Annotated in this window: 21 protein-coding genes and 2 pseudogenes; 14 read left to right on the top strand and 9 right to left on the bottom strand. The window is 65.1% G+C overall.

Annotated elements, in window-relative coordinates:
• Positions 1-17 precede the first annotated feature (17 nt).
• The 3 genes and pseudogenes from ACLLJI_RS10930 to ACLLJI_RS10920 all read left to right on the top strand — a co-directional run bounded on the left by ACLLJI_RS10930 (position 18) and on the right by ACLLJI_RS10920 (position 1984).
• Positions 18-521, top strand: a complete 504-nt coding sequence (locus ACLLJI_RS10930; protein WP_434612229.1) for an anthrone oxygenase family protein — start codon at positions 18-20, stop codon at positions 519-521.
• A gap of 1033 nt (positions 522-1554) precedes the next feature.
• Positions 1555-1677: pseudogene (locus tag ACLLJI_RS10925) on the top strand (Pr6Pr family membrane protein); the annotation flags it as partial.
• Between the two features lie 61 nt (positions 1678-1738).
• Complete coding sequence (locus tag ACLLJI_RS10920) at positions 1739-1984, top strand: Pr6Pr family membrane protein (RefSeq protein WP_434612227.1); 246 nt, start codon at positions 1739-1741, stop codon at positions 1982-1984.
• A gap of 532 nt (positions 1985-2516) precedes the next feature.
• Here the strand turns inward: ACLLJI_RS10920 and ACLLJI_RS10915 are convergent.
• The 4 genes from ACLLJI_RS10915 to ACLLJI_RS10900 all read right to left on the bottom strand — a co-directional run bounded on the left by ACLLJI_RS10915 (position 2517) and on the right by ACLLJI_RS10900 (position 6048).
• Positions 2517-2954, bottom strand: a complete 438-nt coding sequence (locus ACLLJI_RS10915; RefSeq protein WP_434612225.1) for a VOC family protein — start codon at positions 2952-2954, stop codon at positions 2517-2519.
• Positions 2955-3161: 207 nt separating this feature from the next.
• Entirely contained in the window at positions 3162-4232 is a 1071-nt protein-coding gene (locus tag ACLLJI_RS10910; protein ID WP_434621446.1) for a glycosyltransferase family 4 protein, read from the bottom strand.
• Between the two features lie 44 nt (positions 4233-4276).
• Positions 4277-5140, bottom strand: coding sequence for an alpha/beta fold hydrolase (locus tag ACLLJI_RS10905; protein ID WP_434621443.1), 864 nt, complete (start codon positions 5138-5140; stop codon positions 4277-4279).
• A 68-nt stretch (positions 5141-5208) separates the two neighbouring features.
• Positions 5209-6048 carry an aldo/keto reductase gene (locus ACLLJI_RS10900; RefSeq protein WP_434612223.1) on the bottom strand — a complete coding sequence of 280 codons (840 nt, stop codon included), beginning with the start codon at positions 6046-6048 and terminating at the stop codon, positions 5209-5211.
• A gap of 311 nt (positions 6049-6359) precedes the next feature.
• Between ACLLJI_RS10900 and ACLLJI_RS10895 the strand changes: the two genes are divergently transcribed.
• The 3 genes from ACLLJI_RS10895 (at position 6360) to ACLLJI_RS10885 (ending at position 9509) form a co-directional block, all read left to right on the top strand.
• Positions 6360-7448: a LolA family protein gene (locus ACLLJI_RS10895; RefSeq protein ID WP_434612220.1), complete on the top strand. Its 1089-nt coding sequence runs from the start codon at positions 6360-6362 to the stop codon at positions 7446-7448.
• Between the two features lie 68 nt (positions 7449-7516).
• Complete coding sequence (locus ACLLJI_RS10890; protein ID WP_434621440.1) at positions 7517-8518, top strand: ABC transporter ATP-binding protein; 1002 nt, start codon at positions 7517-7519, stop codon at positions 8516-8518.
• A gap of 154 nt (positions 8519-8672) precedes the next feature.
• Positions 8673-9509 carry an ABC transporter permease gene (locus ACLLJI_RS10885; protein WP_434621437.1) on the top strand — a complete coding sequence of 279 codons (837 nt, stop codon included), beginning with the start codon at positions 8673-8675 and terminating at the stop codon, positions 9507-9509.
• Positions 9510-9523: 14 nt separating this feature from the next.
• Here the strand turns inward: ACLLJI_RS10885 and ACLLJI_RS10880 are convergent, their stop codons facing one another.
• On the bottom strand, positions 9524-10534 hold the full coding sequence (locus tag ACLLJI_RS10880; RefSeq protein WP_434612218.1) for a sugar-binding transcriptional regulator: 1011 nt from the start codon (positions 10532-10534) through the stop codon (positions 9524-9526).
• A 219-nt stretch (positions 10535-10753) separates the two neighbouring features.
• On the opposite strand from ACLLJI_RS10880, the gene ACLLJI_RS10875 reads away from it, so the two are divergent.
• From ACLLJI_RS10875 to holA, 8 genes are all read left to right on the top strand, one after another.
• Entirely contained in the window at positions 10754-12469 is a 1716-nt protein-coding gene (locus ACLLJI_RS10875; protein WP_434621434.1) for a glycerol-3-phosphate dehydrogenase/oxidase, read from the top strand.
• Positions 12470-12621: 152 nt separating this feature from the next.
• Entirely contained in the window at positions 12622-13362 is a 741-nt protein-coding gene (locus tag ACLLJI_RS10870; protein WP_283561839.1) for an MIP/aquaporin family protein, read from the top strand.
• 61 nt (positions 13363-13423) lie between these two features.
• On the top strand, positions 13424-14938 hold the full coding sequence (gene glpK / locus ACLLJI_RS10865) for a glycerol kinase GlpK (RefSeq protein WP_434612216.1): 1515 nt from the start codon (positions 13424-13426) through the stop codon (positions 14936-14938).
• 354 nt (positions 14939-15292) lie between these two features.
• On the top strand, positions 15293-17797 hold the full coding sequence (gene leuS, locus ACLLJI_RS10860; RefSeq protein WP_434621431.1) for a leucine--tRNA ligase: 2505 nt from the start codon (positions 15293-15295) through the stop codon (positions 17795-17797).
• Between the two features lie 94 nt (positions 17798-17891).
• Positions 17892-18860 carry a DegV family protein gene (locus ACLLJI_RS10855; protein ID WP_434612214.1) on the top strand — a complete coding sequence of 323 codons (969 nt, stop codon included), beginning with the start codon at positions 17892-17894 and terminating at the stop codon, positions 18858-18860.
• Positions 18861-19199: 339 nt separating this feature from the next.
• Positions 19200-20123, top strand: a complete 924-nt coding sequence (locus ACLLJI_RS10850) for a helix-hairpin-helix domain-containing protein (protein WP_434612212.1) — start codon at positions 19200-19202, stop codon at positions 20121-20123.
• Between the two features lie 14 nt (positions 20124-20137).
• Positions 20138-22093 carry a ComEC/Rec2 family competence protein gene (locus ACLLJI_RS10845; protein WP_434612210.1) on the top strand — a complete coding sequence of 652 codons (1956 nt, stop codon included), beginning with the start codon at positions 20138-20140 and terminating at the stop codon, positions 22091-22093.
• Between the two features lie 208 nt (positions 22094-22301).
• Complete coding sequence (gene holA, locus ACLLJI_RS10840; RefSeq protein WP_434621428.1) at positions 22302-23288, top strand: DNA polymerase III subunit delta; 987 nt, start codon at positions 22302-22304, stop codon at positions 23286-23288.
• 113 nt (positions 23289-23401) lie between these two features.
• On the opposite strand, the gene rpsT is transcribed toward holA, so the two are convergent.
• The 4 genes and pseudogenes from rpsT to ACLLJI_RS10820 form a co-directional block, all read right to left on the bottom strand.
• The gene (gene rpsT, locus ACLLJI_RS10835; RefSeq protein WP_283561845.1) at positions 23402-23662 is read right to left on the bottom strand and encodes a 30S ribosomal protein S20; all 261 of its coding nucleotides are present in this window, start codon (positions 23660-23662) and stop codon (positions 23402-23404) included.
• Positions 23663-24071: 409 nt separating this feature from the next.
• The gene (locus ACLLJI_RS10830; protein ID WP_434612207.1) at positions 24072-24302 is read right to left on the bottom strand and encodes a hypothetical protein; all 231 of its coding nucleotides are present in this window, start codon (positions 24300-24302) and stop codon (positions 24072-24074) included.
• A 343-nt stretch (positions 24303-24645) separates the two neighbouring features.
• Positions 24646-24810, bottom strand: a pseudogene (locus ACLLJI_RS10825) (PhzF family phenazine biosynthesis protein); the annotation flags it as partial.
• Between the two features lie 138 nt (positions 24811-24948).
• The gene (locus ACLLJI_RS10820; RefSeq protein ID WP_283561846.1) at positions 24949-26439 is read right to left on the bottom strand and encodes a PLP-dependent aminotransferase family protein; all 1491 of its coding nucleotides are present in this window, start codon (positions 26437-26439) and stop codon (positions 24949-24951) included.
• Positions 26440-26553: the final 114 nt, after the last annotated feature.

Below are 26553 nucleotides of genomic sequence, written 5' to 3'. Positions count from 1 at the left end.
ACGTTTGGGAGGCTCGGATGCGTTCGCTGATGCGCGTACTCCAGTTCGTTACCATCATCTGCGTCGCGCTGGTGTTCGGGCTGACGCTGACACACGTGCTGCAAGCGCCCGGCAGCCGGGCATTGACGGGTGCGGAATGGCTTACGGTACAGAACACGTTCTACGGAGGCTTCGCGACAGTCGGCGGCACATGCGAGGTCCTTGGCGCCGTGAGTGCCGGCGCACTCGCCGTTCTCAGCGTGCTGAGCGGCAAACGACGCGACGCATTGATCGCGGGGATTGTCTGCCTCTGCTTGATTGGGACGCTCATCGTGTTCTTCGTCGGCAACCTACCGGTCAACGCGAGAGTCGCCGTGTGGAGCCCGGACACCCTTCCCGCTGACTGGCGGGACTACCGAAACACCTGGGAAACCTCTCACGCGATCTCGACGCTGCTGTCCGGGATTGGCTTCCTGGTCCTGACGGGGTCGCTGGTGTGGTCTCGTAAGAGGGCAGCAGCCGGCAGTCACCACGCAAGGTGACACTGCGGCTGGCGGCACGACGCGGACCGGTCGAGCCCATCGTCGCGATTGGGCGCGCGATCCTTGAGACGGCCAGAGATGCTGCGTGACGATAGAGCATAGGGCGATCCCGGGGCCGACGGCTACATGAGGCTGAACCTTCGGAAGCCACTATCATGGCCATCCGAGGAAAGAAACCTCGAATACCCGTTCGCGTTCGCACTCGTCGCACTGGCACCCATCGCAGCCGTGCCGCTCGTCCCCACCCCCGCCAGCACAGTGACCGCCCAAACCTGCCCGTAAGCCGAACTCTCAGCGGGGCTGCAACCTGCCGGGGCGATCTCGCTGAGGGATCGTCGACGGACACCCGCGGCGTTCATCGCGTGTAGGGCATCCATCGCGTGTAGTACGACGGTCAAGCTTGAGCGAGCGATGCCTTCTCTCGTGGATCGACCGATCTGTGACCGTACGGAAACACCCAACGGAACGTGCCGAGCAACGGGCGCTGGCACCAGCAATCGGTACTGCATCCGCACCTGTGGAATCCAGCCGTCTCCGCCAGACGAGTAACTATGGCCACCAAGACGTACGCGCCGATGACCGCTCCAAACCAACGCATCTTCCGAGAGTAACTCAGACACCGCCTGGTGTCCCGGAAGCCGAACACTGACCGGACGCAGGGGAACAACACACCTCTACGGAGTCGGCCCACCGGCGACAAGCACCGCCCCGGGTCGCACGCTGACCCGGGCGCCGACACTGCGAGCCTCCCGGCCCCGACATCCGTGGTCCCATAGGATCCCTGTATGACACCCGATCGAGGGCTCGCGCTCTTCAGGTTCTGGTTTGCCCTCCTCGGATTTCTGGCCGTACTTTCCAGCTGACACACCTGCTCCAGAATGTTCCCGGCGCCTCCGCGGGGAACATTCTTCAGCTATTTCACCATCGAATCAAACATCATCGCCTTCATCACCTGGCGATCGCCGGCCGGTACGCGTGCAAAGGCGAAAGCCCCCGCTGGCTTGAACTCCTGCGCGGAGCTGCGACCATCTACATGACCATCACGGGGATCGTTTACAACCTTCTGCTGAGCAACATCGACGTCAACACTCCGATCCCCTGGATCAACGTCGTGCTGCATTACACCATCCCGACAATCATGGTGATCGACTGGCTTGTTGACCTGCCCAAAACCAGGGTCCCTGTCCGCACCTCGCTGATCTGGCTCGCGTTCCCCCGTGCTCTACCTGATATACAGCCTGGTCCGCGGTCCCATCGTCAACTGGTACCCCTACCCATTCCTGGACCCCCGGGTCAGCGGTTACGGAACCGTCGCCGTCATGTCGCTGGTCATCGCGGCAGCAGCCTTCCTCTTTGCCCTCATTGTCGCGTTCTCCACGCGACTTCACATCGCCCCGACACCTGCGGGAGTCACCGGCACCACCGCCGCACCCCCTCAACCCGACGCCGGCACCATCAACTAAGCACCGGTCATTCAGAAGAGACCCGGCTGTTTCCGCCGGGTCTCTTCTCTCGCAGGACCCTGACCCGACACGGACCGGGGGCGTTCCTGGCGAGCCGATGTCCCGCTTGAGGAACGCTCTGCGGGCAGCCGATAACCGAGGGTCGCTGTTGACCGCCAGCCGCCGGTAAATGCATAGTTGAGTATGGTCGGCCAAACTGGACAGTCAGCGAGTAGCCCTCAGCGCGAGTTTCGTGCCGGCCGGCACAGTGCGTGACATCGTCCGCCACACCGGTGAAGGGTGGGAAGACCTTCGATTCGTTTACGCACCTGAGGGCTGAACGGACGTCCCGGTCGTCCCCCAAACCGATGGTAGGGTTCAACCCCTTGCGACTTGTTTGTCCCGCTCCTCGTCCTCCAGCCCGGCCGGCCAACGCCAGGGGAACAGCCGGTGCCGGCGGCCGACCCCTGGGCTCCTCCAGGCCACCCGCGTTCCACTTGCGGAACCCTTACCGGACACCCGCCGACTCACGCCACGTGCTTCGGTCTGGAGGTCAGGACCCTTGCGGCGGTTGGGTGGGTGGCCAGAACTTCCGTTCCGGTTCTTCCGGGCTCATGAGGGCGACGCTGTTGCCGTCAGGATCATCGACGATCGCGTAACGGGCACCCCAGAAGGCGTCATAGGGCCGTTGGTGGCCTTCGTATCCTGCGCCGGTCAACTCCGTGTAGATCTGGTCCACGGCCTCGCGCGTCGGTACGGAGAACCCGAGCACCGCACTGCCCCCGGTGGTCCCGTTCCAACCCGAGTCCCATTGGGGTACGAACTCGACGCTGTCCCATTCGATGAGCATGCCGTTTGGTAGTCGGGTAGCGACATGCGGGACTCCCGGCCGGGCGTCGATCGCCAGGCCAAGGCGACGGTAGAAGGCGACGGTGGCATCCATGTCCCGAACCACCAGATTTAATTGGCCCAAGACGGGCTCGTAAGACATCACACACCGCCTCCTCTCGGTTACCACAGCGTATGCGCAGGTGGACCTGACGGGAACATCAAGCGACCGTCCGTAAGGGAACCCCCCGCCGACATTATTGGTCCAGTACTTTTGGACGACGGTTCAGCGCACTTTTTGGACGACGGTACAGCACTTTTGACCGACCGTTGACCGGCAATTCAAGGCAGCCACGGAACAGCATCTGCCCTACCTTTGATAAGTAAGCTCCGTCGCGATGTCCAGCAGTTCCCTTGCAGAGTCAGCCCAACTGAACCGGGCGGCCTGCCGGACTGAGTCCACGGAGCACTGACTCCAGACGGCGGGATCTGCGAGTTTCCGGACCTGGGATGCGAAGGCTGCGGGTGAATCGGCCGGGACGTAGCTGGCAGCGGTGCCGCCCACCTCCCGGAAGATCGGCGTGTCGCTCACCACCACGGGCGTTCCGAGCGCCATGGCCTCCACCAGGGGCAGCCCGTAGCCCTCCGCCTTGGACAGCGTGACGAGCGCCGTCGTGCGCAGCAGCAGCTCGTCGTATTCGGCATCGCTCACACCGTTGTGGAAGATAACCTCCGCACCGGTGGGAATCAGCAGCTCCAGTTCGGTGCGCCGCGGCTCCGTGATGCGGCTGAGCAGATGCAAGGCGAAGCCGTCCAACTCCGCCATCCCCCGGATCAAGGTCTCAACGTTCTTGTACGGCATGAAGGAACCCATGTAGATCAGGGTCTTTTCCGGCGCCGTACCAGGGTTGCGTGGCATGCGGTCAGCCTGCGGAGCGTTGCCCACTATCCGCACCGGCCTCTTCGTCAGTTGGTGCCGGTGCATCAGTGCCTCGGTGGTCCGGCTGATGGTGGCGACCACATCCGCACGGTTGAGCAGCAGCCTCTGTGGCCAGTAGGCCTTGTGGTACAGCCGCCAGAGCACCCGCACCGGTGCCGGCAGAAAGCCCGGCGGTGCGGGGTGTTCGTAGTAGATCAGGTCGTGCAGGGTGAGCACCAGCGCGTATCTGCGCCCCCAGCTGCCCATCGTCTGCATCGGGCAGAAGACCACGTCGGGGTCGAGTCTGTTCACCTGCCGGGCCACGAACAGCTCCCGCGGGGACAGCGGGCTGTTGATCTTCAGATAGGGAACGTCGGGCAGCAGTGCGAGCTGGTGTTCGTCGCTGATCAGCATGGTCACGTCCGCCAGAGGCGCGACGGCGGCAATCAGGCTTGCGCCGTAGCGGCTGATGCCGTCGTGGTGGTCAGTGCGGGTGAACCGGGCGTCGATGACGATCTTCAGTCTTCTGGCAGGAGGCACGGTCTCTCCTGACTCAAGGGGAGTTCTCATTCTGTGCCTCCTGCGATCGGATGCGCGGCCAGGAAGCCCGTAATCGCTGCGGCTGCCGGGACCGGTGTTTCATAGTGGATCAGATGCCCGACGCCGGGGATCACCACCAGTTGTCCGTCCGGCAACAATGTCATCAGTTTGTGCTGTGTGGGCAGGGTGGCGATCTCGTCCTGGGCTCCGGCGATCAGCAGAACTGGCAGGGTCAGTTGTGAAGCGACCTGGCGGACGGTCCCTCCCACGGAGGCGCGGAAGGATTCGAGCAGCATGCCGCGATCGGCGAAGAGCGAGAAGTAGGAGTAATGCTGTTGGTGGATGAAGCGCAGCAGCGCCTTGTCCTTGGTCTTGGCCATGGTGATGCTCATCAGGTGCACGATGGTCTTACTGCGCAGCAGCGCATTGCCGGCCCGGGCAGGCAGCCGGGCAGAGGCCAGATAATAGGACTCGGCCAGCTTGGACAATATGCCCTTGGGCCCTTCCAACGCGGGTGCGGCAATTGGGTTGATCAGGATAAGTTCGCTGACGCTCCCCGGGTGCTCTGCGACGAAGTGACTGGCGACAATCGAGCCGAAGGAATGTCCGAGCAGGACGGTGTCCGGCCCGAGCTGCAGGCCGGCCATCAGGTCTGCGAGGAACCGACTGTAGGACGGCACGTCATGGGGCGCGTCGGTGAGTGGGGCCGATGTGCCGAAGCCGGGAAGATCCGGCATGATGACCCGTAGACCGGGGAGTGCCTCCACCACCCGCTCGAGTCCGTGGTGGTCACCGCGGAAGCCGTGCACCACGAGCAATGTTCGTGCTCCCGGAGCCGCCGGCGCTGCGGAGTACTCCCAGTATTCGATCTCTGCGCCTCGGATCGTCATGGTGTGCCGGCTGCGCCGGCCGTCCAGGTCGACCGTGATGTCCCTAAAAGCCAAACCGTCCGTCGCTTTCAATTTACCCGTGCCGGGTCGGACCCGGCGCGATGGCCGCGGTCCAGGGCCGCAATGTCGGCCATCGCGCCGTCGTCGAGCATAAAATCAAAAATGTTCCGGTTCTCCCGGATCCGGGCCAGTGAACTGGCCTTCGGAATGACAATATTGCCGAGCTGAACGTGCCAGCGCAAAACCACCTGCGCCACGCTGCGTCCCAGCGCAGCGGCGATCCGGGCCAGCACGGGATCCTCCAGCAGCTGGCCGCGGGCCAGCGGGCTCCAGGCCTCCGTGCGGATCCCTGCCTCCTGTCCGAAGGCGCGCACCTCGCTCTGCTGCAGCCAAGGGTGCAGCTCCACCTGGTTGACGGCGGGAACGACGTCGGTGGCGTCAAGGAGCCTGCGCAGGTGCTCGGGTTCAAAATTGGAGACGCCGATGGCGCGGACCCGGCCGTCGTGGTAGAGCCGCTCGAGGGCCCGGTAGGTCTCGATGTACAGGTCCTGCTCCGGGCAGGGCCAGTGAATGAGGTACAGGTCCACGTAGTCGAGCTCGAGTTTGTGCAGGGATTCATCAAAGGCCGCCAACGTGCTGTCGAAACCCTGGCTGTCGTTCCAGACCTTTGTGGTAACGAAAATGTCCTCCCGGCGCAGCGGACCGCCGTCGCCCGTGGCCTGCCGGACGGCTTGGCCGACACCTTCTTCATTGGCATACAGCGCGGCCGTATCGATGCTGCGGTAGCCGGCCTCCAGGGCCTGGGTGACGAGCGAAAAGCTGTCCGCGGCAGGTACCTTGTAGACGCCGTACCCCAGCTGCCCGATCTTCACGCCGTTGTTCAGGGTCACGTTGGGCACTTGTCGCATGGCTACGACTCTACCGAGTCGGAGGTCCGGATCGGTGCAACGCCGCCAGATCAGCCGGAGGTTGGAACAGGGCGACGGCGGGTGGCCGGGTAGGCCCGGCGGCTACGGCCTGCCGTCGACGGCAGCCGTGAAGGATGACGCCCCCAGTGAGTATCCTCAGCACGGGCCATTATCCTCACACAAGCTCAGTTAACTGTGTAAGCAAGACGGCCCCTATGAAGTCGTTGCTCGACGGGCGTAAAGTTGAGCCATGACTTGCGGAATCCGAGGTTGCCCGTCATGAGTTGTTTGTCATGCACGAGGTGTCTGTCATGACCAAGGTGCGGCTACGCTGGCTGCCGGCCGTTGCCGTGCCCGCTGCAATCGCCGCCGGTGCGCTGGTCGGGCCGTTTCAGGCGAGTGCGGCGGCCACTTTGCCGATAAAAACGCCGGAGCAACTGCTGGCGATGGTCGGTGCCAACACAGTGAAATCACTGTCGGGGAAACTAGAGCAGACGTCGGAGCTGGGACTGCCGCAGCTGCCCACCACAGGCCCTTCGTCCAATACAGGCGTGGCTTCGGCTCTCGATCTGCTCACGGGTCCGCATACCGCGCGGGTCTATCTGGCCGGTCCGACAGATGCCCGCGTGCAGGTGATGGATCAGCTGGCCGAGCGGGACGTGGTGCGCCACGGCACCGACGTTTGGCTCTACAGTTCAAAGGACAACTCGGCGACGCACGAGACACTTCCTGCCGCCGGCACGGACGGGAGAACGGCTCCCTCCACGCCTGAGCTGCAGACGCCGGATCAGCTGGCGCAGCGGATGTTGGCGGCCATTGATCCCGGCACGGAAGTGACTGTGGGGCAGGACACCGTGGTGGCGGGCCGGTCAGCCTATGATCTGGTGCTCAGCCCACGCAGTTCCGACACGCTCGTCGGATCGGTGTCGATTGCCGTGGATTCGCTCACCGGTCTGCCGCTGAGCGTGGGTGTGCAGGCCAGAGGTCAGGACAAGCCCGCCTTCCGGCTGGCATTCACGGACCTCATCCTGCAGGCGCCGTCGGCTGACTTGTTCACCTTCACACCGCCGCCAGGCGCCAACGTCACGCAACGGTCGCTCCCGCAGCAGGGGGATCGGTTGCCGCCGGGACAGCCCGGTACGCCCGGCGAACAAAGTGGCAGCGCGGCCTCGCAGCACACGGTTTCCGGGACCGGCTGGGATACCGTGATCGGACTGCCGGCGGCCGCGGTGCCGGCCGGTCTGACGGCGTCGCCGCTGCTGGCGCAGGCGGCTCGGACGGTCGACGGCGGCCGCTTGCTTTCCACAGCGCTGGTGAACGTTTTGCTGACCAACGACGGGCGCATCTTCGCCGGATCGGTTCCGCTGGAGCTGCTGCAGGCCGCAGCCGCCGCCCGGTGACGGCCGGCAGCCCGTCCGCCGAACTGGCGATAGAGACCCGGGGGCTGACCAAGCGGTTCGGTCATCAGATGGCCGTGGACGGCATCGATTTGGCAGTTCCACGCGGTGCGGTGTTCGGTTTTCTGGGACCGAACGGGTCCGGGAAGACGACGACAATCCGGGTTCTGCTGGGGTTGGCCGCCGCCACGAGCGGGCAGATGCGGGTGCTGGGACAGGACATGCCGCGCAACCTTCGGGAGGTGCTGCCGCGGGTCGGTGCTTTGATAGAGGGTCCGGCGTTCTACCCGTTCCTGTCCGGCGCCGCGAACCTGCACCGGCTCGACACGGCCGACAGGGATGCACCGTCGGGAACCCGCGGCGCCCGCGTACACCGGGCGCTGGAGCGGGTCGGTCTGACGCAGGCGGCAGGCAAAAAGGTGCGTGCCTATTCGCTCGGCATGAAGCAGCGGCTGGGCATCGCGAACGCCCTGTTGGCTCCACGCGAGCTGCTCGTCCTGGACGAGCCGACCAACGGATTGGATCCGCAGGGTACCCGGGAGGTGCGGGCCTTGGTGCGGTCGCTGGCGGCCGAGGGCACGACCGTCTTCGTTTCCAGCCACCTACTCGCCGAGGTGGAGCAGATGTGCACGCATGCGGCCGTGATGAGCGCGGGGCGGCTGGTGGCGCAGGGCACTCTCGATGAGCTGCGGGGGGTGGGGGCGTCCCGGGTGCAGATCCGAACGCCGGACGCGGACGGCGCGCGCCGTGTGCTGGCGCGCCTGGGTCTCGCGCCGGAGCGGGCGGGTCAGCCGGATAACACGGGCGACGACGGTGACGGCCTGGTCAGTGCCGCGCTGCCGGACCACACCGCACCCCGGGACCCTGCAGTCGCGCCGGACCACAGCGTAGCGCCCGACCACACCGTCGTGCGTGACCACACCATTGTGCGTGACCACACCATTGAGCCGGAGGCAATCGTCGCCGCGCTGGTGGGCGCGGGCGTGCGGGTGCGCGGGTTTGCCGTGCAGGGCAGCAGCCTCGAGGACCGTTTTGTGGCCTTGACCGGGGAGGGGTTTGATGTTGCCCAGTGATTCGAGGGTGCCCAGGGATTCGATATTGCCCAGTGATTCGACGGTGCCCGGTGATTCGAGGGTGCCCAGTGATTCGAGGGTTCCCGATGAGGTGCCCAGCGATGTGCCCCAAGAGTCGACCAGTGACCCGCCGGGGGACCTCTCCTTTGACCCGCTGGTCCGCCACAGCCGCACCGCCCCAGGGTGGGCACTGCTGGCGTCGGAACTGACGGTGCTGTTCCGGCGCCGCCGGACGTGGGCGATGCTGCTGGCGCTCGCGGCGGTTCCGGTGCTGATCGCCGTCGCAGTTCGGCTATCGTCCCCCGTGGCACCGGGACGCGGTCCGGCGTTCTTGGACCGGATCACCCAAAACGGCTTGTTCGTTGGTGTCACCGGGCTCGTGGTCTCGATCCCGCTCTTCCTGCCGCTGACCATCGGAGTCATCGCGGGGGACACCATCGCCGGGGAGGCAGGCCTCGGCACGCTGCGCTATCTGCTCGTGGCGCCGGCGGGGCGGGTGCGGCTGTTGCTGGTCAAATACGCCGGCGCGGCGGTGTTCTGCGTGGCTGCCACCGTGGCGGTCGCCGTGGCAGGTGTGGTGATCGGCGTCCTGCTGTTCCCTGTCGGCCCGGTAACGCTGCTCTCCGGCGACACCATCGGGGTCGGTCAGTCGGTGCTGCGGCTGTTGCTGGTGGCCGCTTACGTGACGGTCTCGCTGCTCGGGCTGTCCGCCGTCGGGCTTTTCATTTCGACCCTGACCGAAGTTCCCGTGGGGGCGATGGCCGCCACGATCGTCCTGTCGGTCGTGTCAGAGGTGCTCGACGCCCTGCCGCAGTTGGTGTGGCTGCACCCGTGGCTGTTCAGCCACTACTGGCTCGGTTTCGCCGATCTGCTGCGCCAACCTGTCGCGTGGGGTTCTTTCGCCGACAACGCCTGGCTGCAGGCCGGGTATGTTGCTGTTTTCGGGGCGCTGGCGTACGGCCGGTTTGCCACTAAGGACGTGTTGTCCTAGTCCGGGCCACGGCCCTATGCCGAATATCCCCGACGCGGCGCTGACATGACGTCCGGACCGTTAACGGCGTCCGGGTCCACGAGCGTCCGGGCGGTGGCCTCGTCCAGAATCAGGTCCGTGGCCAGTCCTGCGGCCAGCGCGCCACGCAGCCCGTTGATCTTGGATGCACCCGAGACCACGCAGACCCGTCGGCGCACGGTCCGGAGCATCTCCAGATCGGGCCCACTGGAGCGCTGGTTCACCACAATCCCGTCCTCTGATCCGTCCGCCCGGAAGAATACCGTGGCCACGTCACCCACCACAGCACTGGCGGCCAGCGAATCAAGGTCCGATTCGTCCAGGTAGCCGCCGGAGTAGACGTGGCTTGGTATGTCCGCATCGATGGAACCGACGCCGAATATAGCCATCGTCATCCGGGCCTGCAGATCGAGGATCCGCCGCACGCTGCGTTCGGCCCACATAAGCGTCTTGGTCTCCGCATGGTCGAAGAACGCCGGAACGGGAAACTGTTCAACCTTGGCTTCATAGGCATTGCCGAAGCGGCGCATAATTTCGCTGGCGTAGGTGATGCCGGTGGTCTGAGTGTTTCCCGCGCCGTTGAGTTGCACGATGGTGCTCCCGTGCGTGATCTTGCGCGTCAGGTGACGGCTGACCGTACTGAGCGTGGACCCCCACGCGACCCCAATGATGGCGTTGGATTCCACCAGCGGTCCGATCAGCTTAGCCGCCTGGACACACACCCGCTCCAGCACCTCCGCTTCGTTCAGCGTATCCAGCACCGGCACCACATGCACATCAACCTTGAAGCTGCTCCGGATCACCCGCTCCAGTTCCGGCGCGCTGCCCCGAGGGCTGCGGATCTGGATCTGCACCAGCCCGCTCTCCCGGGCAGAGGCCAACAGCCGGGAGACGGTGGAGCGGGAAGTCCGCAGCTCGCGCGCTATTGCGTCCATCGTGAGGTCCTGCAGGTAGTACATCTGCGCCGCACGAAGGCTGTCTGACTGTTTTGTCCGCGTTACCGGCATCGGGGGGATTCCGTTCTGCACGTTTGTGCATACCTGTTGACTATATTTTCCGGCTGTCTCAACAATAGTGGGAGAAGGCGCCCAAGGGCGCGAACTTCGGGACTCGAAGGGGTCATCGCATTGAGTATCACTGGATCGGCCGGCCCATCCGCCGGCGACACCGCGCAAGACGCCACGGCAGACAATGCCACAACCCACAACGCCACAGGGCGGCCCGGGATGGACCACCTTCGCAGCAGGCCACACGCCCAGGTCCTGATCATCGGCGGCGGAATCAACGGCGTCGGTACTTTTCGGGACCTTGCCCTGCAGGGCATCGATGTGGTGCTCGTGGAGCGCGGCGATTACTGCCAGGGGGCCAGCGGCGCATCCTCGCATATGATCCACGGTGGCATCCGATATCTGGAGAATGGTGAGTTCCGGCTTGTTCAGGAATCCGTGGTGGAACGCAATGGCCTGCTCGCTATCGCGCCGCATTACGTCAAGCCGCTCAAGACGACGATTCCTATCTTCAGCACCACCTCGGGTATTTTGTCCGCGCCGCTGCGGTTCCTGACGCACAAGCGGGGCAAACACGTCGAGCGCGGCGCGTTCCTGATCAAGGCCGGGCTGACCTTGTACGATTCCTTCTCCCGTAACGGTGGATCCGTGCCCCGGCACCAGTTCATCGGGCGGACGAAGGCGCTGGCGGAGCTGCCCGCACTGAACCCGGGCATCAAATACGCCGCGACCTACTATGACGCGTCGGTTCACAATCCCGAGCGGCTGACCCTGGATGTGCTGCAGGACGGCCAAAAGGCCGGGGCCAACGGGACAGGTGGAGCCGGGAACAGCCTGGCGCGCGCCACCAACTACGTCAGCGCAACCGCTGTGACGGACGACGGCGTCGAACTTACCGACCAGCTCACCGGAGACACGTTCACTTTTACCGCGGACGTGATTGTCAACACCACCGGGGCCTGGGTGGACCAGACGAATGCGGCCATGGGGGCGGCTACGCGGTATATGGGTGGCACCAAGGGCTCGCATATTGTCCTTGACCATCCGGAACTGCTGGCCGCGTGCAACGGACGCGAGATCTTCTTCGAGCACACCGATGGCCGGATCGTGCTGATCTACCCGATGGGGGACCGGGTCCTGGTCGGCACCACCGATGTGGATGCGGATATGTCCGAGATTCCCGTGTGCACGCCGGCCGAGGTCGACTACTTCTTCGAGCTGATCGGGCACGTTTTTCCCGCGATCACCCTTGACCGGGAGGACATTGTCTACAGCTTCGCCGGCGTACGTCCACTCCCACGGCATGATGAGACCCAGCCTGGTTTTGTCTCCCGGGACTACCGGATCGAGCGCAGCGACCGGACCATCGCCGGGAAGGCCGTTCCGACGCTGAGCCTGGTGGGTGGGAAGTGGACCACCTTCCGGGCGCTGTCCGAGCACATGGCCAATGATGTTTTGGCGATTCTGGCAAAGCCACGCCAAGTCAGCACCGCCAAGCTGCCGATCGGCGGCGGAGCCGGTTTCCCCCGGTCGGACGCCGACATCGAGCAGTGGATCCGCACCCATGCCACCGGAACCATAGATGCCACACGGGTGGCTGTTCTACTGACGCGCTACGGCACCCGGGCCATGGATGTCATTGCCTATCTGCAGGCGGGCGACGACCACGTCTTCAGTTCCACCCGGGAGCTGAGCAGCCGCGAGGTCGCCTTCATGGCAGAACATGAGCAAATCGGGCATCTGATCGACGTGCTGATCCGCCGAACCTCGCTGGCATTCCGCGGACTGGTCAGCACGGAACTGATGACCGAAACCGCCGAGGCCCTGGGCGCGTCGCTGGGCTGGGATGCCGCCCGGTGCGCTGCGGAGATTCACCATGCCCACGGTATTCTGGCCCGCTTCCATGGGGTCCAGGCGGAAAGCTTGATTGCCTGACCGCCTGGACGGGGCATGGGCACAAGAAACAGGCCGTCAGCACTCGGGCCAGCCTGACAACAGAATATAGCCGGACAACAGAATAAACCCCACAACAGAATAAACCCCACAAAAGAATAAACCCCACAAAAGAATAAACAGAGGAGTCAAAGATGTCTCTTGGAATTGTGTTCCTGTCTGAGGTGATGGGAACCATGATGCTTACCCTGCTGGGTTGTGGCGTCGTAGCGAACGTGGCGCTGAAGGGGACCAAGGGTAATGCCGGCGGGTTCCTGATGGTCAACTTCGGCTGGGGTCTTGCCGTGATGGCGGGTGTGTTCGTCGCCGCCAAATCGGGCGCCCAGCTTAACCCCGCGGTAACCATCGGCGTGCTGGTCAGCGGCGCGAAGGAATTCGCGCCCGGTGTTCCGGTGGATGCCGGCAGTATTTTCACCTCGCTGGGCGGCGAAATGCTCGGTGCCTTCCTCGGCGCGGTCGTGTGCTGGCTCGCATATAAGCAGCACTTCGACGCCGAGCCGGACGCGGCAGCCAAACTGGGCGTCTTCTCCACCGGGCCGGCCATCCGCAATTACGGCTGGAACGTGGTCACCGAAATCATCGGCACCTTCGTGCTGGTCTTCGTCATCCTGCTCTTCGGCAAGAGTGCCGCGAACCTTGGCCCGCTGCCGGTAGCCCTCCTCGTCGTCGGCATCGGCGCATCCCTCGGTGGACCCACCGGGTACGCCATCAACCCCGCCCGCGACCTGGGCCCGCGTATTGCGCATGCCTTGCTGCCGATCAGGGGCAAGGGCTCCAGCGACTGGAGCTACGCCTGGGTGCCGGTGGTCGGTCCGTTGATCGGTGGAGTGCTGGCGGGCATCGGCGTGCAGATCATGCCACTGCTGGTCAAGTAAACACAGGAGTACGTTAACAGCAGACCCACCTAAAATGCAGGCATAGCAGAAGGAAACAACGATGTCTCAATATGTAATTGCTATCGATCAGGGAACCACCAGCAGCCGCGCGATCGTTTTCGACCACGACGGCAACATCGTCTCCAGCGGGCAAAAGGAGCACGAGCAGATTTTCCCCAAAGCCGGCTGGGTGGAGCACAACCCTGTCGAAATCTGGGATAACACCCGCGAGGTGATCGGGACCGCCCTGTCCAAGGCGAACCTGACCCGGCACGATATTGCCGCCGTCGGCATCACCAACCAACGGGAAACGGCCGTGGTCTGGGACAAGACCACCGGCACGCCGGTGTACAACGCGATCGTCTGGCAGGACACCCGCACGCAGCCCATCGTCGATGAGCTGGCGGCCGACGGCGGCGTCGAACGTTTCAAGCAAAAGGCCGGCCTGCCGTTGGCCACCTACTTTTCCGGCACCAAGATCAAGTGGATCTTGGACAATGTGGACGGCGCCCGGGAAAAGGCCGAGTCCGGCGACCTGATCTTCGGTAATACCGACAGCTGGGTGACCTGGAACCTGACCGGTGGAACCGACGGCGGCGTGCACATCACCGACGTCACCAACGCCTCCCGCACGATGTTCATGGACCTGGAAACGCTGTCCTGGGACGATGGAATCCTGGCAGCGTTTGGCGTTCCGCGCTCGATGATGCCCGAGATCAAGTCCTCCTCCGAGGTGTACGGCACGGTGCACACCTCGCAGTTGCTGCGGGAGGTCCCCGTGGCCGGCATCCTGGGCGATCAGCAGGCGGCAACCTTCGGCCAGGCGGCGTTTGAAAAGGGCGGTGCCAAGAATACCTACGGGACCGGTAACTTCCTGATCGTCAATACCGGCGAGGAGATTGTGCACTCGAAGAACGGGCTGCTCACCACGGTCTGCTACCGGCTCGGCGACGCGAAACCGGTCTACGCGCTGGAGGGTTCCATCGCCGTCACCGGGTCCCTGATCCAGTGGCTGCGGGACAATTTGGGGCTGATTTCCAGCGCCCCCGAAGTGGAAAAGCTCGCCCGCACGGTGGAAGATAACGGCGGCGTGTACATTGTGCCGGCATTCTCGGGCCTGTTCGCCCCGTACTGGAAGGGCGATGCCCGAGGCGTCATGGTGGGGCTGACGCGCTTCGCCAACAAGGGCCACATTGCCCGGGCTGCCTTGGAGGCCACGGCGTTCCAGACCCGCGAGGTGCTCGACGCCGCCAACGCCGACGCCGGTGTTGACATGGAGGACCTGCGGGTCGACGGCGGCATGGTCGCCAACGATGCGCTGATGCAGTTCCAGGCCGACATCCTGGGGATCCCTGTCATCCGGCCGAAGGTCACCGAAACGACCGCGCTCGGTGCGGCCTATGCGGCCGGGCTCGCCGTTGGCTTCTGGAAGGACACCGAGGAGCTGGCCAAGAACTGGTCCGAGGACAAGCGCTGGGAGCCGAATATGGACGCCGGCGAGCGGGACCGGCAGCTGCGGTTGTGGAAGAAGGCGGTCACGAAGTCGATGGACTGGGTCGACGACGACGTAAGGTAAGTGTTCGGTGCCGCTACGCGGCGGCGGACCGCTGATTTCCGGTGCCGCTACGCGGCGGCGGACCGCTGATTTCCCGGCTACTGGCCTCGTTCCTCGGCCTCTGACGTCGCCTACATAAATCAGCGGCTCCGCCGCCGCTGTCTCCTCGTTGGGGATTCTGACGTCGCCTACCTAAGTCAGCGGCTCAGCCGCCGCTGTTTCCTCGATTACGGATTCGGCCGATGCGGTAGTCTGGCTGTATGGCTTACTTCCTTGGCTAGCCCCTTGCTGCGGCGATTTGCTGCGTCGAGGGGCTTTTGTGCGTGAAGAAGGCAATCCGCCGACAGGCCAATCATGAGTGTAAAGGCAGGGTACGTGAGCGTGCAGTCCCGGACTGAGGCAGAAAAAGACGAGCAGGGCGTCTATAACTTCGCACAGATGGAGGCCAAATGGCCGGCCGTCTGGGACGCCCTAAAAATCTTCGTGCCGCTGGACGACGGTTCTAAGGAACGCCGGTACGTGCTGGACATGTTCCCCTACCCCTCCGGCGATCTGCATATGGGGCATGCAGAGGCCTTTGCGATGGGCGATGTAGTGGCCCGGTACTGGCGTCAGCAGGGCTTCGACGTGCTGCACCCGATCGGCTGGGATTCATTTGGACTGCCCGCCGAAAATGCCGCGATTAAGCGCAACGCCCATCCCAGCGAGTGGACCTACGCCAACATCGACACGCAGGCCGCGTCCTTCCGCCGGTACGCCATCTCCGTTGACTGGTCCCGGCGGCTGCAGACCTCGGATCCGGAGTACTACCGGTGGACCCAGTGGCTGTTTAAGCGCTTTTACCAGCGTGGCCTGGCCTACCGCAAGAATTCCCCTGTTAACTGGTGCCCGAAGGACCAGACTGTGCTGGCCAACGAGCAGGTGGTCAACGGGGCCTGCGAACGGTGCGGCACGCAAGTCACCAAGAAATCCCTGAACCAGTGGTACTTCCGGATCACCGACTACGCTGACCGGCTGCTGGATGACATGAACGAGCTCAAGGGGCACTGGCCCGAGCGTGTGCTGGCGATGCAGCGCAATTGGATCGGTCGTTCCGAGGGTGCACACGTGCGTTTCGTGATCGAAGCGACTCCGGATCAGCCGGAGCACGAGGTTCCGGTCTTCACCACCCGGCCGGACACGCTGTACGGGGCGACCTTCTTCGTGGTGGCCGCGGATGCGCCGCTGGCCGAACAACTGGTGTCCTCCGAACACGCCGCGGCGCTGACCGACTACCGCGAGCAGGTGAAGAAGCTCAGCGAAATCGAGCGCCAGTCCACCGAACGTGAGAAGACAGGTGTTTTCACCGGCCGCTACGCCGTCAATCCGCTCAATGGCGAGAAGCTGCCCGTTTGGGCCGCTGACTATGTGTTGGCCGACTACGGCACCGGCGCCATCATGGCCGTGCCTGCGCATGATCAGCGCGACTTGGACTTTGCCCGGACCTTCGATCTGCCGGTCCGCGTGGTCCTGCAGACCGGACAGGATGACCCGGCCGTCTCCGGCGTTGCCACTGCCGGTGAGGGCACGCTGGTGAACTCGGGGGAACTGGACGGCCTGCCCAAGAGCGAGGCGGTTCCGGCCGCCATTGACATCCTGCGGCGCCAGGGCACGGGGGAGAAGTTCGTCAACTTCCGGCTGCGCGACTGGCTCCTGAGCCGGCAGCGTTTCTGGGGCACGCCCATCCCCATCATCCATTGCGGCGCCTGCGGTGAGGTGCCGGTTCCGGATGATCAGCTGCCAGTCACCCTGCCCGCCGACCTGCGCGGTGAGGACCTCTCGCCCAAGGGCACGTCCCCGCTGGCCGCGGCCGAGGCATGGGTCAACGTCGACTGCCCGCAGTGCCACGGTCCGGCCAAACGGGACACCGACACCATGGACACCTTTGTCGACTCGTCGTGGTACTTTTTGCGCTTCGTCTCTCCGGACTACACCGGCGGCCCCTTTGATCCGCAGAAGGCCGATGAATGGATGCCGGTGGGGCAATACGTCGGCGGGGTGGAGCACGCCATTCTGCACCTGCTGTACGCGCGGTTTTTCACCAAGGTCATCCATGACATGGGAATGCTCGACGCCGACGAGCCGTTCAGCGCGCTGCTGAATCAGGGACAGGTGCTGAACGGCGGCAAGGCCATGAGTAAATCTTTGGGCAACGGCGTGGATCTGGGCGAACAGCTGGACAAATACGGTGTCGACGCCATCCGGCTGACCATGATTTTTGCGGGTCCACCGGAGGATGAGGTCGACTGGGCGGATGTTTCCCCCTCGGGTTCAGCGAAGTTCCTGGCCCGTGCCTGGCGTCTTGGCAATGACGTCACCAGCAGCCCGGGGAGCGATCCCGCTGCGGGGGACCGCGCCCTTCGCTCCATCACTCACCGGACCATTGCCGACGCGGCCGAACTAATGGAACACCACAAGTTCAACGTCGTGGTGGCCAAGCTGATGGAGCTCGTCAATGCCACCCGGAAGGTCATCGATTCCGGCGCCGGCGGAGCGGACCCGGCCGTTCGCGAAGCAGCCGAGACGGTTGCCGTCGTCCTGAGCCTTTTTGCGCCTTACACGGCCGAAGATCTGTGGAGTGCGCTGGGACATGAGGCGTCGGTTGCCACCGCCGGCTGGCCAGCCGTGGATCCGACCCTGCTGGTGCTGGCGACGGTGACGGCTGTGGTGCAGGTGCAGGGGAAGGTCCGGGACCGGCTGGAGGTGTCACCGGATATTTGCGAGGAAGAGTTGCGCACGCTGGCACTGGCTTCGCAGCCTGTACTTCGTGCCCTGGATGGACGCGGGGTGCGTACGGTGATCGTGCGGGCGCCTAAACTGGTCAACATCGTTCCGGCCTAGACCCGCGGGCCGCCGTACGCCGGTGCTTTTCACTGCTGTCCGTTCCGCGGGATCCTCCAGCGGTACGGGCAGCGCCAGATAAGGAAGGCATGAGATGCCGCAGCGCGAACCGGCGGTCCTGACCTGGCTGCGCGATCAGCTGGCCCGGAAACGGCCCGGTCAGGAGCCCGTGTCCGCCGTGCACCCGTCGGTGGCCGTCATCACGGATTCCGCGGCGGCGCTTCCGCTCGACTGGACCGGATCCCTGCCCGACGACGGCCGGCTGGCCATCGTGCCGATGCCCGTTCTGGTGGGTGATGAGACCTTTGGCGAGGGCGTGGACGATCTCGGCGAATCGATCGCGTTGGCGTTGGCGGCCGGCAAACCGGTGCGGACATCGCGCCCCTCACCGGGTCAGTTTGAACGGGCCTTTCGTTCCGCCCGCGCGCGCGGCTTCGAGTCAGCGGTTTCGGTGCACATTTCCGGCGCCCTCTCCGGCACGGTGGAGGCGGCCTTACTGGCGGCGTCCCGCACGGATTTTCCGGTCGAGGTCATCGACAGCAGAACGGCAGGCATGGCGCAGGGATTCGGTGTCCAGGGAGCGCTGCTGGCCGCCGCCTCGGGCCTGGACCGCGCCGGCGTCGCCGCGGCTGCGACGGCCCAGCTGGCCGCGGCCCGGATCTACTTTTATGTGCCGAGCCTTGACCAACTCCGGCGCGGCGGCCGGATCGGTGCTGCGGCCTCGTTGCTGGGAACCGTCTTTGCCATCAAGCCTCTGCTGTCGGTGCAGGAGGGGCGGATCATCCCGCTGGAAAGGGTGCGCTCGTCCGCCCGGGCCGTTGCCCGGCTGGAGGAACTGGTTCTCGCTGACATCGCGGCTCGGCCCGCCGGGATGGCCAAGGCAGCCGTCCACCATTTCGGGAATGAGGCGCAGGCACGGGAGTTCGCCGGCCGCCTGGCCTCCGGAGTACCGGAGTTGTCCGAGATCATGGTCACCGGGCTGCCCGCCGTGCTGGCTGCGCATGCCGGGCTCGGTGTCCTCGCCGTCATTGTGGGTGAGGACCGTGCGGATACGGTCGTGTAGCCCAAATACAGGGACCGATCCCACCGGACCGTTTTGCGTCCCTACCGCCAATCGGCTGACCGCCCCTGCCGCACGAAGGTAGGTTAATCGGTTCCGGCTTGTCGCCTGGATACGAACGTGTCGCATGGATACGAACAAAAAGGAACTGGTTGGCGTCTTCGCGGCCCCTGTTCTTGAACTGGTCCTGCACAACCGGGGCGGCGCCCGGCAGCGGTCACAGATTGTTCCTCCCGCTCACTGCCCCACATTGACGTGCCTAGCATGGTAGTCATGGTCAGTCGGGCGAGGCATTGCGGCGCGGCGTCGGAAACGGGGCCGTTCCATCGTCTGAGCGCCCTATTGCAGCCCCCGTCCGTTGTGGACCCCGGGCTGGAGAACGCAGCCGTAGCGGCCACGCCTGCGGGCCCCGAGGCGGCTGAACTGTCGGCTGCCGGCGTGACCTACCGGGAGCTGCCCGGTCCCGCCGACAGGACGGAACATCCGGTTGCCGACGCCTCGACGGTCCTTCCGGTGCAACGGGAGATGGCAAGCAGTCCTAGCGGAGTACCTCCCATGTTTGGACGACTGCGCTGGCGGGTAGGCTCGGCCGCGTTGCTGATCATCCTTGCTCTGCTGGCCAGCGGCGTTCTGGTTCTGCTGCTCCCGACGATGGGCCAGCAGCTGGCACCCCAAGGCGTGGACGTTGGCCCGTCGGTGAAGGTGAAGGTCCCCGGCACCGGCGAATCGGGTAAACCCTCGGGGGAGCCCTCGGGGGAGGCGACGGTCCCCGCCGCCACGAATACGGACGCGGGGAGGACCGGCGGCGCCGCTGTCCTGGTCCACGTCGCCGGGGCTGTGGCACACCCGGGAATTGTGGAACTCCCCTCGGGAAGCCGCGTCTACGAGGCCATCGAGGCAGCCGGTGGTGAGCTGCCGGACGCCGCCGTGGAAGCCGTCAATCTCGCGGCAGTGCTGGCCGACGGGGAGCGGATCATCGTCCCTACCCGGGACCAGGCTGCAGAGGCACCCGCGGCGGGTGCTTCCGCCGGTACGTCGTCCGGCGTCAACCCGGCCGGCGCAAAGCCCTCCGCGGTCAAGGTCAATCTGAACAGCGCCGCTGTCCAGGAACTGATGACACTACCGAAGGTAGGCCCCGTGCTGGCACAGCGGATCGTGGATTTCCGGCAGCAGCACGGCAAATTTGCCAGCACCCAGGAACTGGACGCCGTTGATGGCATCGGTCCCAAGCTTCTGGCAGCTCTGCTGCCACTCGTAACGGTGTAAGGCGAGCCGCGGTCATGACGAAAGACCGGGCACGTCCGGACGACGCGGCGGCGGAACCGGAGGCGCCCAAAGCGGCCAAGCAGCCTTGGCAGCGCTACCTCCAGGCCGCGGTGGGGAGCGGACCGCGGACGGATCTGCCGGATGAGGCGATTCGTCCACCGGTCCCCTCCGCCCGGTCCATCAGGCGCCCCGCATGGCGGAGTCCGGAATTGGTCCGCCGTTTCGCTGCCCGGGCAAGGGCGGGCGCGCCGGGCGGACGGCAGAACGACGGCGGGCCGGGAACGCCCGGTGCGCTGCGACGGATTGACATGCGGCTGGTTCCGGCAACAGTGTGCAGCTGGACTGCGGCGCTGGCCGGCACCGCCATGCCGGCAACGGACGCAGTCCGCGCAGGTCTCGTGGCCTGCCTCCTTGGTCCGGCCATCTGGGTCGGTGCTCGCATGGCGCTGGCTCCTGGCCGGAGCCGGCGCCGCAGTAGGACGAGAAAGCCCAGGCAGTCAGGGCTGCTGCGCGCGATTCCGGCGGCGGTGCTCGCGCTCCTCTGCGTTGCCGGGGTCCTGTTGGTGGCCGGTGCGCAGGCCGGCTTCAAGACCCGAGGACCGATCGGGCAGGCGATCACCGGTTCCGTGACGGTGACGGCCGTGCTGCTGGTGCGCGCCGATCCACATCCCGTCAGTGGGCCAGCTTCCGGCGGGAAGGTGATCGTGGAAGCGCTCCTAACGGAGGCAACATCCGGCGGCCTACGGTTCGAGGCGGCCGCACCGGTGCTGGTGGTGGGCGGTGCCGACTGGGACACGGTGGTGACCGGGCAGTATGTTGCCGCCGCGGGAACGCTGAAGGCCACGGACGCCGGGGCGGATACCGTCGCGTACTTCGCCGCTAAATCCGCTCCCCGCGTGATCGCCGTTCAGCAGGGCTGGACCCGCTGGGCGGCGGAACTGCGCGCGGGGTGGAGGGCCGCGGCGCAGTCGCTGTCGGGTACCGTCCTGCCGGATGCCGCCGGCCTGCTGCCGGGCATGATCACCGGGGACCGTTCGGCCCAGCCGGCGGATCTCGACGCCGCCATGAAGCAGGTGGGCCTGACCCATTTGACCGCTGTCAGTGGAGCGAACTGCACGTTGATCCTCGGCGGTCTGATCTATCTGGCCCGATGTGTGCGTTGCCCGAGGTGGCTCGCGGCGGGACTGGCTGTGACCGGTCTCGCCGGCTTTGTCGCCGTCGTCGGACCGGATCCGAGCGTGCTCCGGGCGGCCTTAATGGGGGTAATCGGCATATTGGCGATGCTGTCCGGACGGCCAAAGCGGGTCTCCGCGCTTTTGGCCGTCGCTGTAGTGGGCCTGTTGCTGGTGGATCCCTGGCTTGCCGTAAATTACGCCTTCATTCTCTCCGTACTGGCCACCCTGGGCCTGCTGCTCGTGGGGAAGCAATGCAGCCGATGGCTGCTGGCGTGGTTCCCGCACTGGCTGGCGCAGGCCGTCGCGGTGCCGCTGACAGCCCAGCTGTTCTGCGCTCCGGTTATAGTTCTGCTGCAACCGCAGCTGATGGCCTATTCGCTGCCCGCCAACATGGCCGCGGCACCGGTCATTGCCCTGGTGACAGGCATCGGGACCCTGGGCCTCGTCGCGCTGGCGCTCGCGCCGTGGGCGGTACCGGCGTTGGTGTTCCTCTCCGGGATTGGTGCACAGTGGGTGGCCTTCGTCGCACGGTTCTTCTCCGGTCTGCCCGGTGCCGCCCAGCCGTGGCCGGAAGGAGTAGCCGGAGTTACCTCGATGGCGGGGCTTTCGGCCGTCACCGTCGCGGGGCTGTGGGGCACCGTCCATCACCGGCGGATTGCCGCCACGGCGCTCCGGCTGCGGGCCCGGTTACCGCCCCGGTGGCGGGGCGCGGCCGGGCTGCCCGGCGGGGTCGCCCTGGCCTCCGTCACCGGTGCCGTCCTTGCCTGGCTGCTCAATACAGCGGGCGCACACTGAAATACCGACGTTGCCTCCAGGGGCCGGCGGATGCAGCCGGGATTCGTCGGATAGGGAATGTCGCAGCACCATGGCAGGCTGGTTATATGACCTCTCTTATCCCATTGGCGCGTCGATGACCCCTCCCGCAGCAGGGCGCGGCACCAGCTCCGCCGCATCCAAGAGTCTGTCCCGGGCAGCGGTACGCGGCACCGCCGGGACGGTCCGGATGGTGAGCTGGCGCGATGTTCCGCCCGCCAGTGTGGTTTTGGTGCACGGGACGGAAGACTTCATTGCCGGTCGGGCGCTGGAAAACCTGCGCCGTAAACTCCGCGCGGAGAGCCCGGAGCTCGAGGTCACCACAGTGGACGCCTCCGCCTACACCGCCGGCCAGCTGACCATGCTGTCCAGCCCGTCCCTGTTCGGCGAAGCAAAACTCATCGAGGTATCGGCGCTCGCCGCCATGAATGACGATTTCCTGACCGAAGCACTGGCATACCTCAACTCGCCCGAGCCGGACGTCGTCGTCGCCCTCCACCACGGCGGCGGTACCCGTGGAAAAAAACTGCTGGATGCTGTCAAAGCCAGCGGCGCGCCCGTGGTGGAATGCCTCCCGCTGAAGAAGGACCAGGAAAAGGCGGATTTCGTCGGCGCGGAGTTCCGGCAGGCCGGGCGGCGGATCGATCCGCAGGCCGTGCGCGCGTTGGTTGCGGCGGTCGGGGCCAGCCTGGCGGAACTGGCGGCCGCGTGCAGTCAGTTGATCGCCGATGTTCCCTCCGCGGAAGGAGCCGCGTCGGTGTCCGCCGACATGGTGGATAAGTATTACGGTGGCCGTGTGGAGGCCACCGCATTCAGGGTGGCCGACGCCGCGCTGGCCGGGAACGCCCCTGTGGCACTCTCCTCGCTGCGCCATGCACTGGCCACCGGAGTGGACCCGGTGCCGCTGGTGGCGGCCTTGGCTATGAAGGTCAGGACGTTGGCCAAGGTGCATTCGGCCCGGGGGAGTTCGGCGCAGATAGCGAAGGACCTCGGCATGCAGGCGTGGCAGGTTGATTCCGCGCGACGGGACATCGGTGCCTGGAGCGCCGAGGCGTTGATCAGATCCATCCAGGTCCTGGCGGACGCCGATGCCCAGGTCAAGGGGGAAGCGAAGGACCCGGTCTACGCCGTGGAACGGGCCGTGACGGTGATCGCCACCTCCGCCCGCCGGCGGTAACGCACAAACTGGCCCTTTAACGAACTGTGGCCGACACCCGAAGGTGCCGGCCACAGCCGATGCATGAGCGCTACAGCGCCCGGATACTCCCGTGAAAGGGTAGCAACGGGTCCCTAGAGGGCGTTAACCTTCTTGGAGATGGCCGACTTGCGGTTTGCGGCGTTGTTGGCGTGGATAACACCCTTGCCAACGGCCTTGTCCAGCTTGCGGCTCGCGCCAACCAGGGCAACAGCAGCGGCATCCTTATCGGAAGCCTCGACCGCGACGTGTACTGCACGGATAGCGGTCTTCAGCTCGGACTTCACTGAGTTGTTGCGCTGGCGCGCCTTCTCATTGGTAAGAATGCGCTTCTTCTGGGACTTAATATTAGCCACGTATGAACTCTCTTTTTAAAGCGGACTTCGGTCGTAGAGGGCGTAGGTTGACCATTGACAGCGGCGTGGGGATGCTCGAATTACGGTGAACGTCCGGCCAACCTGTAGTGACCGCCGACCTGCACGGGCACACAGTCACCAATGCTAACAGATCACGGTAGTCAACCGGTCAACGCCGGCGAGTGCCACCACGGCCAGGGCCAGATAGGAGGCTTTGCGGGAAGTGCGCGGGCGTGGTGCGCGCACTTCATTCGCCGGGCCAACGCCATCCTCCGTGCCCCCGACGTTTCTGTGCCCATCCTTCGTGCCCCCCGGCCTCCCTGTCCCGATCCTTTCTGCTTTCCTTTCCGTCTCCATCCTTTCCCCGCTCATGCAGTGCCGAGGCCAGCAGCTCGGCCAGGTGCACACACTAGCGGCCGGCGGCGTTGCCCTGTTCGATCTGGGTCCGGCAGCTGAATCCATCGGCCAGCACCACATCGTCCGGCGCGGACTCGCGCACGGCGTCGAATCCCGTGACCGCGTGCTGGTGGCAGCGCGTCTGGATCAGGGCGCGCCGTGCCGGCGGCGGCGGCTCCCAGCCCGGGCTGTGTTCTGTGAGCAGCTCGGCCAACGTGACGGTCTGCTGCAGTGGTCCCGGCACCGGTGAAATATCTGTTGGGGTGTTCCCAGAACCCGGCTGCGGTTTCTCTTTTCTCATACGTGAGGATTTCGGTATAAGCCAATCCTGAGTGGTCATCGTGGGTATTGTGCAGAACGTCGTCGCCAGGGCGGCGGTTCGCGGCCATTTTGGTTTTGTTGTGGGTTTCTGGCGGCCTTGCCCAGAACCTTATGGCCGCTACCGTCAGGGATTCGCCCGAGTTCCTTGATGCCCACGTGGACCAGGCCCCCAGTTACGGGGTGTTCGTTGTGGCGGATGGCCAGTCCTCTAGCCCGGGTCCAGCTACGCCAGCCTGTACTGGGTGGGGACCTTGTACGTAGTGGGAGGTGGGAGGAAGCACAAACGTCGTCTCGAACAGGTTGGTCCACCGGGCCAGCCGCGCCATGGCCTGCTCGCTCACGCCGTCGTCGGCCAGGACGACGGCGACAGGGTTGCCCAGGCACGGGGTGGGGGAGAAGACATCAACTTGGGCGAACTGGTACTCGGTCAATTCAGGGGTCCCTTCGAGACGGCGGAGGCGCGCAATGCAGGCTACTGCCTATCACCACGGTCCGGCACCGGCGTCAACGGTCACTTGGGGGAAATTGGTCGGGACGGGGCTGCTGCAGCAGTTAGCCGGCGGATTCGCTCACGTCGGGTCCTGGTCGAAAAGCGCGGCAAGCTTCAGCAGTCCGGGCTCGATCCGCTCATTGGGAATGGAGGCGAACCCGATCCGCATGTAGTTGTTGGAGGCATGCCGGGTGGCAAAATACTTTTCGCCTGAATCGAACAGGATTCCGTTCCTCTTGGCCAGGACCCGCAGTTCCCGGGTGTCCACCTGGGCGGGGGCCTTGAGCCAAAGGCCGGTTCCGCCCGGCGGGAGCGTCTGCTCGTCGGGAAATATCTCGCGCGCAATTGCTGAGGCGGTATGCCAGCGGGTGCCCAGGGCCCGCCTGTAGGACTGCATCGACGTCCTGAAATCCCCGCTTTGGTACAGGAGCGCCACAGCCCGTTGAATTTGTCCGGGCGGCTGCCTGTGCTGGTAGCGCCGGGCCTTGCGCAGGATGGCAATGAGTGGTGACGGGCCCACCAGGAATCCGATGCGAATGCCGGGTGCCAGGACCTTGGACATGGTGCCAAGGTAGATGGTCCGCCCGTTGGGGTCCAAGGCCGCCATCGCCGGGGAGGGCTGCCCCTCGTAGCGCAGCTCCGAGTCGTAGTCGTCCTCGACAATGATGAAGTTGTGGCGTGAGGCGTCCCCAATAATGTCCAGGCGCCGTTTGGCCGTCAGCGTCACGTTGGTGGGGTGCTGGTGGCTGGGGGTCAGGTAGATCAATTTTGCATGCGAATATGATTCCTGCGGTATGGCCCCCTCGGCGTCCACCGGAAGGTACCCGAGGTTGGCGCCGGCCCGGGAAAAGACGTGACGGGCGTCGAGATACCCAGGGCTTTCCACGAGAACGGAATCGCCGTGATGCAGCAGGCTTTCGCCCAGAAGCTGCAGGCCCTGTTGGCTGCCAAGGGTGATCAGCACATTGTCCGGTTCGGTGAAGATCCCCCTCGCCGGCAGGATGAGTTGGCAGATGGTCTCCAGCAGCAGGGGATCGTCCATGAGCACGTCGTCCAGGCTGGCGTGGCGGTGCTCGTCAGTGGCCAGTGAGGCCTTCAGGGCCCGAATCCAGGCTGCCGCGGGAAAGTGCGCGGGATCGTGCTGGCCGGTGACGAAGGGATACTCGAAAGTCCACCATCGCGGTTCCCTGTCCAGCTCGGGCAGGGCTGGGGCAGCCGATGACGCCAGCTGGACCCAGTCGATCTCGGCATGGCTGGCGTGCACGCCGGGACTGCTGCCGTGGTCAACGCTGATGGGGCTGATTTGGTGGTTGACGAAGAACCCTGAGCGCGACTTGGCGACGATGAACCCGTCATCGAGCAGTCCGCTATAGGCGGCCTGGACGGTGGTCCTGGAAACGCCCAGGAGCTCAGCGATTTGCCGGCTTGAGGGGATCCTTGTGCCGGTGGGCCAGACGCCGGAAGCGATGAAACCCTCCACGGTGCGGCGAACGCGCAAATGCAGCGGTGTGCCGGGCGGGGCCTGGATCAGCGCTAGGTCGTTCGGCGTTTGCTGCCGTGTTCTTGCCATGGCCCGAGGATAGCAGCCCACTGCGCCTTTCTGGACTGGTGGAAGTCAAAATACTGGACCTTGTGAGGGCCATAAAAAGTCAGAATAATGTGACACAACCCACTTCAAAGGAAG

Origin of the sequence: Arthrobacter sp. A5, assembly GCF_051131705.1 — a bacterium.
Lineage (GTDB): Bacteria > Actinomycetota > Actinomycetes > Actinomycetales > Micrococcaceae > Arthrobacter_M.
Note: the sequence above shows the minus strand (reverse complement) of the source record. Positions and strands in the feature narration are given on the sequence as shown.